This window comes from uncultured Ellagibacter sp. (assembly GCF_934636505.1).
In the GTDB taxonomy this organism is placed as follows: domain Bacteria; phylum Actinomycetota; class Coriobacteriia; order Coriobacteriales; family Eggerthellaceae; genus Ellagibacter.
The window spans coordinates 1-12,357 of the sequence record NZ_CAKUAL010000061.1 but is presented as its reverse complement, the minus strand read 5'-3'; the positions used below and the strand labels follow the sequence as shown (position 1 = coordinate 12,357).

At 58.8% G+C, this 12,357-nt stretch carries 11 protein-coding genes and 1 other annotated feature; of the genes, 4 read left to right on the top strand and 7 right to left on the bottom strand.

Annotated elements, in window-relative coordinates:
- The 4 genes from Q0G18_RS07430 to Q0G18_RS07415 form a co-directional block, all read left to right on the top strand.
- Positions 1–683, top strand: a 683-nt coding sequence (locus Q0G18_RS07430) for a helix-turn-helix transcriptional regulator (RefSeq protein WP_297151453.1), incomplete at its 5' end; no start/stop codon positions are given.
- 649 nt (positions 684–1,332) lie between these two features.
- Complete coding sequence (locus tag Q0G18_RS07425) at positions 1,333–1,617, top strand: metalloregulator ArsR/SmtB family transcription factor (protein WP_296062780.1); 285 nt, start codon at positions 1,333–1,335, stop codon at positions 1,615–1,617.
- 53 nt (positions 1,618–1,670) lie between these two features.
- A complete protein-coding gene (locus tag Q0G18_RS07420) occupies positions 1,671–1,889 on the top strand; it encodes a heavy metal-associated domain-containing protein (protein ID WP_296062777.1) in 219 nt (72 codons plus the stop codon).
- Positions 1,890–2,117: 228 nt separating this feature from the next.
- Positions 2,118–4,031, top strand: coding sequence for a heavy metal translocating P-type ATPase (locus Q0G18_RS07415; protein WP_297151450.1), 1,914 nt, complete (start codon positions 2,118–2,120; stop codon positions 4,029–4,031).
- A gap of 67 nt (positions 4,032–4,098) precedes the next feature.
- Here Q0G18_RS07415 and Q0G18_RS07410 read toward each other — a convergent pair whose 3' ends face one another.
- The 7 genes from Q0G18_RS07410 to Q0G18_RS07380 all read right to left on the bottom strand — a co-directional run bounded on the left by Q0G18_RS07410 (position 4,099) and on the right by Q0G18_RS07380 (position 12,051).
- Positions 4,099–4,992, bottom strand: a complete 894-nt coding sequence (locus Q0G18_RS07410; RefSeq protein ID WP_297151446.1) for a DUF4013 domain-containing protein — start codon at positions 4,990–4,992, stop codon at positions 4,099–4,101.
- A gap of 240 nt (positions 4,993–5,232) precedes the next feature.
- Positions 5,233–6,669 (bottom strand): helix-turn-helix transcriptional regulator, encoded by a 1,437-nt coding sequence (locus Q0G18_RS07405; protein ID WP_297151443.1) that lies wholly within the window; start codon positions 6,667–6,669, stop codon positions 5,233–5,235.
- A 340-nt stretch (positions 6,670–7,009) separates the two neighbouring features.
- Positions 7,010–7,384 carry a 50S ribosomal protein L7/L12 gene (rplL, locus tag Q0G18_RS07400; protein ID WP_158049567.1) on the bottom strand — a complete coding sequence of 125 codons (375 nt, stop codon included), beginning with the start codon at positions 7,382–7,384 and terminating at the stop codon, positions 7,010–7,012.
- Positions 7,385–7,468: 84 nt separating this feature from the next.
- On the bottom strand, positions 7,469–7,990 hold the full coding sequence (gene rplJ / locus Q0G18_RS07395; protein ID WP_158049566.1) for a 50S ribosomal protein L10: 522 nt from the start codon (positions 7,988–7,990) through the stop codon (positions 7,469–7,471).
- A 54-nt stretch (positions 7,991–8,044) separates the two neighbouring features.
- Positions 8,045–8,189: a sequence feature (ribosomal protein L10 leader region), on the bottom strand.
- 37 nt (positions 8,190–8,226) lie between these two features.
- Entirely contained in the window at positions 8,227–10,131 is a 1,905-nt protein-coding gene (locus Q0G18_RS07390; protein ID WP_297151439.1) for a Tat pathway signal sequence, read from the bottom strand.
- A gap of 117 nt (positions 10,132–10,248) precedes the next feature.
- Positions 10,249–11,340: an isocitrate/isopropylmalate dehydrogenase family protein gene (locus tag Q0G18_RS07385; RefSeq protein ID WP_297151436.1), complete on the bottom strand. Its 1,092-nt coding sequence runs from the start codon at positions 11,338–11,340 to the stop codon at positions 10,249–10,251.
- Positions 11,341–11,448: 108 nt separating this feature from the next.
- Positions 11,449–12,051: a hypothetical protein gene (locus tag Q0G18_RS07380; protein ID WP_297151433.1), complete on the bottom strand. Its 603-nt coding sequence runs from the start codon at positions 12,049–12,051 to the stop codon at positions 11,449–11,451.
- Positions 12,052–12,357: the final 306 nt, after the last annotated feature.

Here is a 12,357-nt window from a genome sequence, read left to right as displayed (position 1 = left end):
GGCCGAACAGCGCAGTGTGCAGCTTTATCCAGGACAATTGCGGCGAAGAGCTGAGTCCACTCTTTGCAGGACAGCTCTACCACTCGCGTTCCGTGCTCTTCCTGCCCGGGTTTTTCAAGGAATTGGAAAGTCGCTATCCCGCCGAGTTCGAAGGGCTCTTCGAAGCGTTCGCCGAGCCGTGGCACGAAGAAGCGGCGTCCGCCATTTGCCATGCGCTGCAGCGAGTCAGCGAGGAGCGCGCCCGCGCAGTGGGCGGACATGTGTACATGCAGGGCATCGTGGAGACGATGGTCGCCGAACTAGCCTGCTCACGCGCGGCTTGCGAACAGGCTCGACAGGCAGCCGGCGCGCGGGCAAGCATCAATCTCGCCGAAGAGGCGGCAGCAACCGTAGAGCGCGCTCTTGACGCAGGCAAGCGTGTAAGCGTCGACGAGCTCGCCGATCGCCTGTACACGAGTCGATCAAAGCTCTGCGCCTCTTTCAAAGCCGAAACAGGCGAATCCGTAGGAGCCTATGTACGCAGGCGGCGCACTGAGCGAGCATGCGACCTGCTCGCCGACAGCTCGCTTTCCGTGGGGCAAATCGCCGAACGCCTTGGCTACCCGCAACAAGCCGCCTTCGCCCAAGCCTTCAAGCAGCAGACGGGGCTCTCGCCCACAGCCTGGCGCACGCGCAATCCTTAGGCTCTGGCGGCCATATCTCTCTCGAACGATCTGTCGCAGGCTGAAGCCCTCGCCTTGCAAGCGGAGTCGCGACACTAGCGTTCGGCACGCTACCGTGCCCGACACGAGAAACCCCCTATTCTGGACAAAAAGTGGCGTTTAAGGGGGGGTCGCCCCTCCCAAGCGGGCCCCCGACCCCGCCGCGCGGCCGCAAAACGCGAGGGGCGCTGCACGACAGCGACCCTATGCGACCTCTCGTTCTCGAGCCCATCCCCCTAAAACGGCCCTTTTTGTCCAGAAATCCCTCGATTGCGTGTCAGCAGGCATCCTACCGCGAGCGCGACCGCACGACGCCCAGCTTGCCCCTTTGTGAATCCCTCCAAACGCATGCAGTTTTTCTTGCGCGCCCCTTGACAGTATCATCGGTATTCCTATACTTATGAACAGTTGCTCATATGTTTACATGAATGAGCAAACAGAAGTTGCGAAAGGATCCATCATGACGGAGAGCTCCAGCCATATCGTGCAAGAGGCAGAGTCTATCGTGAACGCAGCAGACGTACCTAGCGCGAACTCCGTGGAGGCGCCCCGCGCAAACACGCCCTCACCCGTCGAGGAGGTCTGCCCCTGCGGCTGCAATCGCGAGGAGACATCCTGCCTGTTCGACGAGATGCCCGACGAAGAGCTCCTCTACGACCTGGCCGATCTGTTCAAGGTGTTCGCCGACACCACGCGCATCAAAATCCTCTATGCGCTCATGGGGCACAGCCGCTGCGTCGCGGACATCGCCGAGATCGTCGGCGCAACGCAAAGCGCCGTGTCGCATCAGCTGCGCACGCTGAAGCAGGCCCGCCTCGTGAAATTCCAGCGTGACGGCAAAAACGTCATCTACTCGCTTTCCGACAACCACGTCTACACCATGCTCGCCCAGGGCATGACGCACATCTGCGAATAATAAGGAACCGACCGAATTCCGGCTCACATAAATCCCGAGGAAAGGACTCCCCCATGCGTAAGTCGTTCAAGCTCGAAGACCTCGATTGCGCCAACTGCGCCGCCAAGATGCAGGACGCCATCAGCAAGATGCCCGGCGTCGAGAAGTGCACCGTCAACTTCATGATGCAGAAGATGACACTCGTAGCTGACGATGCCCGTTTCAACGAAATCCTCGACGAGGCGCAGAAAACCATCCACAAGTTCGAACCCGACTGCAACATCGTCCGTTAATTCGGCAGGCAACGAACAGCCCTGCCCCTTTCAAAGTAGTTCTCTGCCGAGGAGGCGAGGCGGTTTTTGGCGACTCTTGAAAACCATATAATGCGCGCAAAGCGCGCTGTATAAAGCATGAAAGAGCGCAGCGCATGAGGTGAAACGCAAAGCGTTTCACCGAACAGCGAAGCGGGGAGCCAAAAACCGCCTCGCCTCCTCGGCAGAGAACGGACAGGCCTACCACCTATGAACAAAAAGCAGATCAAATGGCGCAACCGCATCATCGTCGCGCTCGTCATCTTCTTCGTCGTCTTCGCGGCAACGGAGTTCCTTCCGCTTGACGCGTGGCTCGGCAGCGAGACGAACGCCGTCTACGTCGAGTTCGCGCTCTTCCTCATCCCCTACCTCATCGCTGGCTACGACGTCGTCGTCAAAGCCGTCAAGAACATCGGCCACGGCCAAGTCTTCGACGAGAACCTCCTCATGACCATTGCGACCGTCGGCGCGTTCGCCATGGTGTTTTTCCCTGAAACGGGGCCGCACATGGCAGAAGGCGCCGCGGTTATGCTGTTCTACCAGGTGGGAGAGCTCTTCCAGAGCTACGCCGTCGGCAAAAGCCGCAAGTCCATCGCCGACATGATGGATATCGCGCCCGACTACGCGAACATCATGCAAGATGGCGAACTTGTTGAGGTCGACCCTGACGAGGTGGAAGTCGGCGACGAAATCATCGTGAAGGCGGGCGAGCGCATCCCCATCGACGGCGTTATCGTGAAAGGCGCGTCCCAGCTCGACACCGCAGCACTCACCGGCGAAGCCGTCCCGCGCGTCGTCGAAGAGGGCGCCGAGGTATTCTCTGGCTGCGTGAGCCTGACCGGCGTGCTCACTATCCGCACGACGAAACCCTTCGGCGAATCGACGGTCAGCCGCATCCTTGAGCTTGTCGAGAATGCCTCGGAGAAGAAGGCGCGCACCGAGAACTTCATCACGCGCTTCGCCCGCTACTACACGCCGGCCGTCGTGATCGTGGCGCTGCTGCTCGCGGTCATACCCCCGCTCCTTGGCGCGGGCGCCTGGTCGGACTGGATCCTGCGCGGGCTCACCTTCCTCGTCGTGAGCTGTCCCTGCGCACTTGTCATCTCCGTGCCGCTGTCGTTTTTCGGCGGCATCGGCGGCGCCTCGAAGTGCGGCATCCTTGTGAAGGGGTCTAACTACCTCGAGACCCTCGCCAAGGCCGAGACCGTCGTCTTCGACAAGACGGGCACGCTCACCAACGGCACCTTCAACGTCGTCGCCGTCCATGCGGAGGCGGGCGTCGACCCCGATCTTGTCCTTTCCTTCGCAGCATATGCCGAGACGTACTCCGACCATCCCATCGCGCTGTCGGTGAAGGCCGCCTACACGGGCGAGATCGACCGCGCGCGCATCAAAGACGTCAAGGAGGAAAGCGGGCATGGCGTTCGCGCCCAGGTCGACGAGCACATCATCGCCGTCGGCAACGAGAAGCTCATGATGGCAGACAACATCGCCTGGCACGAGTGCGAGCTTACGGGGACCATCCTGCACGTCTCGCTCGACGGTTCCTACATCGGTCACATCGTCATCGCCGACGTCGTGAAGGACGACGCCGCGGAGGCCATCGCAAACTTGAAGGCGGCCGGGGTGAAGCGCACCGTCATGCTCACCGGCGACCGCGATGACGTTGCGCGCGCCGTCGCCGAGAAGCTCGGAATCGACGAATACCGAGCCTCGCTTCTCCCGCAGAACAAGGTCGAGGAAGTCGAGCGACTCATCAACGACACATCGAGCAAGGGCACGCTCGCGTTCGTGGGCGACGGCATCAACGACGCGCCGGTGCTCACGCGCGCCGATATCGGCATCGCCATGGGGGCGATGGGCTCCGATGCCGCCATCGAGGCCGCTGACATCGTGCTCATGGACGACAAGCCCTCCAACATCGCACGCGCCATTCGCATCGCGCGCAAGACAATGGGCATCGCCTGGCAGAACATCATCTTCGCACTGGGAGTGAAGCTCATTGTGCTCATCTTGGCTGCGCTCGGCATCGCCAACATGTGGCTCGCCGTGTTCGCCGACGTGGGCGTCGCCATCATCGCCATTCTGAACGCGATGCGCTGCATGAGCGTGAAAAACCTCTAGGAACCAAAACAGTTCGGCAACGCAACCAGGCGCGGGATGCCCTCAGGGCCATCCCGCGCCTGTAAAGTTATCCCTTAGTCTGAGCGCCCTTGAGCTCGAACGGCATCGGATCGTCCTGTCCGCGCCAGTTCGCAACATCGAACTGACAGGTCCAGTGCCCCACTGCGCGCACGACGAGGGCGCAACCCATCACACCGAGAAATGCGGCGAACAGCGCAACCGCTAAGGCGACAACCATCAAAATCATTGCCGCGACGACGACGGGCAAGAACGAGGCATCGCTCGCATGAACCCCCGTGCTCGCGAAAAACGACACGCAGAGGATACCGGCGAAGATCACGACGCTAACCGCAAGGGCAATGGCGATGCCCGCAACGAACGAGACAATCAGCCACATGCCGAGTATGCGAAGGATTCCCTTGAAATCGTGGCGTATCATCGCCCAAATGCGCGAAACCTGGAAGCCCGCAGAGAGGCGCCCGTAAATCGACATCCGCATCGTCCCGACCCACTTGAACAGGGTGATGATGAACGAAACCGCACACAACACGGCAAACGAGAACAGCGATAAAAGTCCCGACACCAAGCCGAGGGGCGCAACCGTCTGGTAAATCGAGTGGACATCTCCCCAGACGAACGCCGAACCAGCGAAACTTCCCGACGAAATCAGGCCGCCCGCGCTCTGAAGCACGTTCATCACCACAGCGCACACCACAGCGATCACTGCCGCAAAGAAGCCGCGCGAATACAGCGTCCCATCGGCGTTCTCGAAGATTCTCTCGGGAAGCGGAGCGTGCACGCCCCACGCCATATCGCGCGCCCATCCCCACAGATAGCCCGCGATCACAATCCAACCGAACACGGGGATGAAGCACAAAAGCGCCAAAAGGAGAATGCGCGTCGCCCAATGCGGCGACTGGGTGATGTCGCTCCACGCCGTCTTGAAATACCCTCGCTGCATCGGTTGCTCCTTTCTCTGTCGGTCCCACTATAGGACATCGGCATGACAAAGCCGCACGCCCGTTACCAGGGCGTAACCGAGAGAGGCGCAACAGAAAGCGCATCGCCGTCATCCCCCCCGACGCAATCGAAGGAGTGTCCTCGAAGAAAGGCGCGAGAAGCATCGAGGGAAACGGCGGCTGCCAGATTAGGCTCGCCTCGCCGCCTCTTTTTCGACACCGAAGACAACTGCGAGCAAAAGCTATGCCAGGAACTTCCTCGTCAAGCCGGCTCGTGTTTGCGTATCGGTCTTCTTATAGATGGAGGTCAGGTGCTTTTGCAGCATGCGGAGCGAGATGTCCATCTCGGACGCGATTTCCTTGAGCGCCCGCTCGTCGGCGGTAACAAGAACGAGCACCTCGGCCTCGCGCGGCGTCAAGCCGTATTCTTCCACAAACGCCGCCGGATCGACTGCAGAACGCGCCTCCTCTTCAAGCACCGTGTCCAGGCGAAAGGCCCCCGACGCGAAAAACACGATGATGATCGTCACGAACAGGACCATGCAGATCGCAATCATGAGGATGAGGCTCCCCGCCTGGATAAGGGCAAGAGAAGGCCCGACTATCGCAAAAGCGCAGGCGTTGTTGATCGCGCGACCCATTCCCGCCCACAAGGCAGGCCGCTTGGTTTTCGGCGCCATGAGCATGAAACTCGCCGTGAAATAGGTGACGAAGAACCCCGAAGCGAGGTAGAAAAGGACGAGTCCCCAGAACAGACCACCATTCGTTTCGGCTGCAAGGATGGCGATGGTCGAAAGCAGAAGCACGCAGAACATGATGAAGTTCATATAGCGGCGCTGCCGTATGTCGAAAAGCGCACCAGCCGCGATGGCGCTTACCGCAAGGAGAAGCCTTGGCCAGCTTCCCACGTCAAGATCCCCACCGGCGTCCGCGAGCGTGACGATGTTGTCGAGCGTTACGAACATGAGCGAGACGAGCGCCACGATTACCGAAAGCCAGAGAGCTCCCCGAGGGGAAGCGCTTGGGCAAGCCGCTCGTCCGCCTGACGCGTTCGGCTCGTTTTCCCCGCTCAGCTTGTCATGCACATCCCGCTCGCTTGGCATCGGCTCACCTGAGACCCGGGTCGCACCGTCGCAGCGTCCGCCCGCAAAGCGTCGACGGCAAACCACAAGGAGCGCAGCTGCGCCGACGGCGAGAGCGATCGATGCCGCAAGGCGATCCGAGAACGCCGCGTTGGCGACGAACTGTATGGCGATTCCCACGGCGTAGGCAATCCCAACTAGCAACGCGGCATGATCGAACCCCGCAATCTTGCGAGACGCCGCCCAATGGACAGCTCCTCCCAAGACTCCCAGAAAATAGAAGCAAATCACACCGATGACCTGCATCAACAGCAGACTAGGCTGGGCGAATAGGACGGCGATGCCGCCAAATCCCACAACCATAGACACCATCGAGCAACCCAAACGCACCCTTCGCGGCGTTCGGGAAAAAGGCTCGAAACAGCAAAAGCCCACAGCGCTCGCGCCGAGTATCATGCCCTGGTTCAAAACGACATCGGCCGGGGACATGAAGCCGGCGAGCGTCGCATCGAAGAAATACTCGCCACCGAGAAAGACGAAGTAGAACAGGGCAAGCGCCATCAATTCCCAAGCATGTGTTTTCAGGCTGGCGGTCATGAGCTCCTGTGCGCGAGGCGATAGTTGAAAACTGCTTCCCCATTATACCAATGGCGAGCGAATATCGAGGAAGGACGGGGACACTATCCGCAACTGGCGCCTCGATCGCCTGAGATATTCATTAGCTTCCTATAAGTCTATGAGAACCCCGTATCGGGCCGCACCCGCTTCCCGTCATTTTCCCATTTCTGAATACCGCCAGCTCAGAAGCTTACATGCAGGCATGGTTCGCATAGACGAACCTTCCGCCCGCCCGACATCGCAGCCTCCCCTTCTCATCCCATAAAAAAGACCCTCCCAAAGGAGGGTCTTTCTCACTGCGAATCTAAAAAGAATCGAGTTACTTGAGGGTGACAGCAGCGCCAGCCTCTTCGAGCTTGGCCTTGATTTCCTCAGCCTTGTCCTTGGCAACGCCTTCCTGGATAGCCTTAGGAGCGTTCTCGACAACTTCCTTGGCTTCCTTGAGGCCGAGACCGGTGATCTCACGGACAACCTTGATGACAGCGATCTTGTTGTCGCCGAAGCCCTCGAGGACGACGTCGAACTCGGTCTTTTCCTCAGCGGCAGCAGCGCCAGCAGCCGGAGCAGCAGCAACGGCAACGGGAGCAGCAGCGGACACGCCAAAGGTCTCCTCGATGTCCTTCACGAGCTCGGAAGCCTCGAGCAGGGACATCTCCTTCAGAGCCTCAATGATCTCTTCGCGAGTAACAGCCATGTTAGTTTCCTTTCAAAGGGGCTGGGACCTTCCCAGCCGAATGTTTTTCGTTACGCGGCGTCTCTCAGGCCGCATGAGCTGATGCTAGGCAGCTTCCTTCTGGTCGGCCACAGCCTTGGTGACCTGAGCCAGACCGCGCGGCACGCCAGCGATGGCGGTCGCGAGACCCTGAGCCACACCGTTGATAGCAGCAGCGATGTGAGCGTAGAGCTCTTCGCGGGAAGGCAGAGAAGCGATAGCTTCCACCTCGGCAGCAGAAACGGCAGCACCGTCCATGATGCCGCCCTTGATCTCGAGAACGTCGTTGCTCTTGGCGAACTCCTTGACAGCCTTAGCAGCAGCAGCCACGTCGTCACCGCAGAACACGAACGCGCTCGGACCCTGAAGCATGTCGTCGAGCGTCGGCAGCTCAGCGTCAGCCAGAGCGATGTGCATGAGGGTGTTCTTGTAAACCTTCATGACAGCGCCAGCCTCACGCACGCTGCGGCGAAGCTCCTGGATCTGCTTCACCGTGAGGCCGCAGTAATCCACGACCCACACCGCGGAAGTAGCCTCGAGGTCCGCCTTGACGTTGGCGAGCATTTCTTGATTCTTTGCGTTGGGCATTCGTACACCTCCTTTTCCTCAAACTCGAGTTCCGCCCCTTGGGGTGGAGCCGCGTTCGAAGAAACGAAACGACCCCCACCGTCACAGGACAGCAGGGGTCGTCAAAGCTCAACGCTTAGATAACCACCTCGGCGGGCCGCATTCTTATGCGATTAAACCTTTCGGTGCCTGCTGTCTTGGGCAGCGGAACAATTTCATCTTGCACTGCTTTTATGCAGCTCTTATATGATACGCATCTACACCGTGGTGTCAACGCTTTTCTGCTCGGTTCCCGCCGTCTTCACACTGTCGATAGATTGAGCGGGAAATGCCGTCGTGCCAGCATCGATGTAGGTGAAGGAAATCTCATCACCAGCCGAGTAGGCAACAATCTCGAGCATGCCGGGCAGCGGGAAATCGTAGATCGAGGAATCGCCCTGAAGCGTCACATAGTAGTGAGAATTCCCCTCGATGACCGCCTGCGCCATCGTCGCAATGATGCCCTTGGTCTGCTTCACGTCCGTCGGCGTGGAATCTCCCGTGTCGACGCCGTTCGTCGCGAGAAGGGCCTCGTAGGACTTCTGGCACTCCGCGACCGTATCGCCAACCGCCACGTTCTGGTAGCGCTGGATGTCGATCATCGCGAACTTCTTCACGAGTCCCGCGCTGTCCTTGAGCGCCATGAAGTACGTCGGTTGGTTCGCCACATTGATAAGCAGCGGGAAGGTGGCCGTGTAGCGCAAATTCTGAACCTGGCCCTCGGCGGATTGCATCGCCGACTCTTCCGTAGCGCCCGCAACCGAATAGAAGTGCGACTCGGCCGTGCGCTGATTCACCAGCACGAACCCGACGATGGAGTTGTCGGCCGTCGCCGAAGTGACGCCGGTGTAGACCCACACGTCGTCGTCTTTCGCGATGTAGTTGTAGCCGACGTTTCCGTCGGTACCAGGGGTGGTTTGGACCACGTTCTTCTGGCCGAGCCAGCTGTTAAGCCAACCGTCCTTGTAAGCGCCCGACCAGTTGTACTGCTCGATAAGAAGCTCTGCGGGATATGCGCGGTCAACCCATTCAGGAACCTCATCAATCGAGATGTCGGTGCACTCGCCCGTCGTTGCGTTCACCATGACGACGCGGTCGATGGTCGTACCTCCAAACAGGCCGATCGTACGCTTCTGCACGGGGCAGATCCACCACGGGTGGCCATCCTCGTCAATCTCGAACGACTTCTCGTCAAACATATAGAAGGGGTACTTCAGCTGCACGTAACGGTCGATGTTGCGCGCAAGCGGCTCTGACTGGGAATAGAAGATGGCGTTGTCGCCGAGCGTCACGATTTGCGCATCCTGCGTCGTCATGTCGACAAGTGCGTACGCGGGAATGCCCGTGCCACGGTTGGTAAACCACTTGAACAGGTCGGCGTAGCCGAGTGGGCTCACGCGAACCGGCGTGCCCTGGTAGTTGATCTGGCTGTAAAGCGAAGAGATCTCGAACTGGCTGACGTACTCGGGAATCGAGCCCATCTCGCGATTGCCGAGAAGAATCGCGGAGTCACGGTCGATCACCGGGATCTCGGAGTAGTTCACCTCCTGAATGTCGGAGGCGAAATCGTGGTCGACGGTATTGAGCACCGTGGCATACTTCGCCGCGTTGCCCGGGAAAAGCGACAGCGACATCAACGCACCGATAATGCCCACGCAAGCGACGGCGACAGGGATGAAGGAGAGCGCCTTAAACGTCTTCGCCTTGCCCTCGTTGCGCTCGGCGCGCTTGCCCTTCCCTTCCTTGTAATTCGAGGAGCGCACGCGGAAGAACAAAAACGTCGGCAGCAAGATGAACACCGCGATGAAGAACCAGGTGTCGACGCTATGGATGTTGATAGGCGGATGGAACCACCAATAGGCAGCAAGAATAACGACAACGAGAACGATGACCGCAACGATAATCGCCTTCTTGCTCCACGATTTCATGTTCTCGATGATGTGCGGCATCTCGACATGCGGCGCCTTCGGCCCACCCGAACCGCGAGAAGATCCCGCATCGGCAGCCTTGGCCGAGTCGTCCGCATCGGAGCCGCTGCCGAAAGGCGAGCCGAACGAATCGGTGTTCATGCCGGATTGCTTAAGCGCCTCGAGCAAAGCGTCAAGTCCCGATGATTGCTTCAAACGTATCCCTCCTTGATAAGGTAATTTTCCCCACTATACACGAAAATGCCCAGTCCCTCGCGAGACCGAGCATTTCCGTTACCGTCCTTTTACCATCGAGAAGATGGCGAATGTAACCTACTTCGCGAGAGCTGCAACCAACGCATCGGTGAACTCGGTGCAGCTCGCCGCAGGCTTGTCGGAACCCGTCAGCTTGCGAATATCACCCGTCAGCCACTCGCCAGCCGCATAAACCTCCTTCACTGCAGCGCGAATACGAGCCGCAGCTTCAAGCTCGCCGAGATGATCGAGCATCATCGCAGCCGACAAGATTTCCGCAGTCGGGTTCGCCTTATTCTGCCCCGCAATATCGGGAGCTGAGCCGTGAACCGCCTCGAAGACAGCGTATTCCTTACCAATGTTCGCGCCCGGGGCGATACCCAAACCGCCAACAAGGCCCGCCGCCAGATCACTTGCAATATCGCCATACAGGTTCGGGAAGACGACAACATCGAATTGCGAGGGGTCAGTTACCATGTTCATGCAGAAGGCATCGATGATGCGGTCGTCGAAATCGACGCGACCCTCATATTCCTTGGCAACCTCGCGCGCGACGCGGAGGAACAAACCATCGGAGTACTTCATGATGTTTGCTTTGTGAGCAGCGGTAACCTTCTTGCGACCGTGTTTCAGCGCATACTCAAATGCATATCGAACAATATCCTGCGAGGCAGTAACCGAAATCGGCTTGACGGAGATGCCGGAGTCGGGGCGAATGGTGCCCGCACCCTCTTCCTCGCAAAGGTCAATCAGCTTCCGAGCGCCTTCGGAGCCTTCCTCGAACTCGACGCCAGCATACAAATCCTCGGAATTTTCGCGAACGATCACCAGGTCGACGTTGTCATAGCGACCACCAGCACCGGGAAGCGAAATGACAGGGCGCAGGCAGACATAAAGGCCAAGCGTCTTGCGAAGCGCAACGTTTACGCTGCGAAAACCAGTGCCAACGGGAGTCGTGATTGGTCCCTTGATGGCGACTTTGTTGCGCTTGACGGCTTCAATCGTAGAATCAGGGAGCGGCGTGCCCTCGGTTTCAAGGCAATGCGCGCCAGCCTCGGCGATTTCCCAATCGATTTCCGCACCACAGGCCTCGACGACACGCTGCATAGCGGCCGAAGTCTCAACGCCGATTCCATCACCGGGAATCAAGGTCACCGTATGACGAGCCATAGCTCCTCCTCACAAACCCGTCGCAAACGCGACTCAAACGAATACGCTTCAAGGATACGCATAGAAAAGAACGTCGAATGTTACATTGTAGTCGACGGCACAAATAGGCTAGGACAGGTTCTCGACGATGGTCGTCGCCTTTCGCCTCAAGGCACCGCGCCCATTCTTCGAGTCGAACAACATCCGTTCAGCAAGCTCGGATTTCACCGACTCCGAAAGATGCCCCGTTGAGAAATCGAGAAGCGAGTTCAGCATATCCTGGAACTCAAGGTCGCCATGCCAGCATTGAATGCCCTCATCAACAAGCGGCCACACACGATCGGAATTTTGCTCGGAAATTGCGCCAAACTTGCAGAGGAATCGCATCGCAGCAAGATGCAGCGGACCGCTCTCCTCGTCGAAAAGCGCGTTTTCTGCACCATCGATAGCGTCAGCGCAAAGCGAAGCATCGACATCGCAAAGACGAGTCAGCACATCGAGACATTCCCAGCGCGTCTGGGCCTCAGGGCGAGATAGTGCATCAACGAAAATCTGGCTGTAGCCGGAAACCGCAGCAGCGTCGGAATGGGAAACCGCTGCGAGGACCTGCGCAGCCTGCTGTCGAGATCGACGCGTCCCATTTGCCAATGCATTTGCAATCTTGTCGAGCGTCTCATGGTCGGAGACGCACGACGCAGCGAGGTTCAGAACAGTCTCACTATATTCAGCCACGAAAAGTCAGTCCTCTCAAACATACACACTATAATTAATTCATATTGTACCTGTAGATATACGAGTAAATATAAATGAGCGGACAAACAACATGGTGAAACAGAGAAACTCAATGATAGAAAGCGAAATAATGCTTGAAGAATTACCGTGAATTCCCGCCCGAGCGCAAAGGAAAGGGGGGCCGCAGGCCCCGGGCACGCCCCCGGGGCCGCGGCCCCCCCTGCGCAAAAGAAAAAGCGCCGCCCATGAGCGGAACGCCCTATCCTCCCACGGACTTGCTCCGCAGTACTTTCGGCGAGGAGGGGC

Coding starts and splice junctions, on each gene's coding strand:
- rplL (WP_158049567.1), bottom strand. CDS start 7,384: ATGGCTGTTACTCGCGAAGAGATCATTGAGGCTCTGAAGGAGATGTCC.
- Q0G18_RS07405 (WP_297151443.1), bottom strand. CDS start 6,669: ATGACCGCCAGCCTGAAAACACATGCTTGGGAATTGATGGCGCTTGCC.
- Q0G18_RS07425 (WP_296062780.1), top strand. CDS start 1,333: ATGCCCGACGAAGAGCTCCTCTACGACCTGGCCGATCTGTTCAAGGTG.
- Q0G18_RS07385 (WP_297151436.1), bottom strand. CDS start 11,340: ATGGCTCGTCATACGGTGACCTTGATTCCCGGTGATGGAATCGGCGTT.
- Q0G18_RS07415 (WP_297151450.1), top strand. CDS start 2,118: ATGAACAAAAAGCAGATCAAATGGCGCAACCGCATCATCGTCGCGCTC.
- Q0G18_RS07410 (WP_297151446.1), bottom strand. CDS start 4,992: ATGCAGCGAGGGTATTTCAAGACGGCGTGGAGCGACATCACCCAGTCG.
- Q0G18_RS07420 (WP_296062777.1), top strand. CDS start 1,671: ATGCGTAAGTCGTTCAAGCTCGAAGACCTCGATTGCGCCAACTGCGCC.
- rplJ (WP_158049566.1), bottom strand. CDS start 7,990: ATGCCCAACGCAAAGAATCAAGAAATGCTCGCCAACGTCAAGGCGGAC.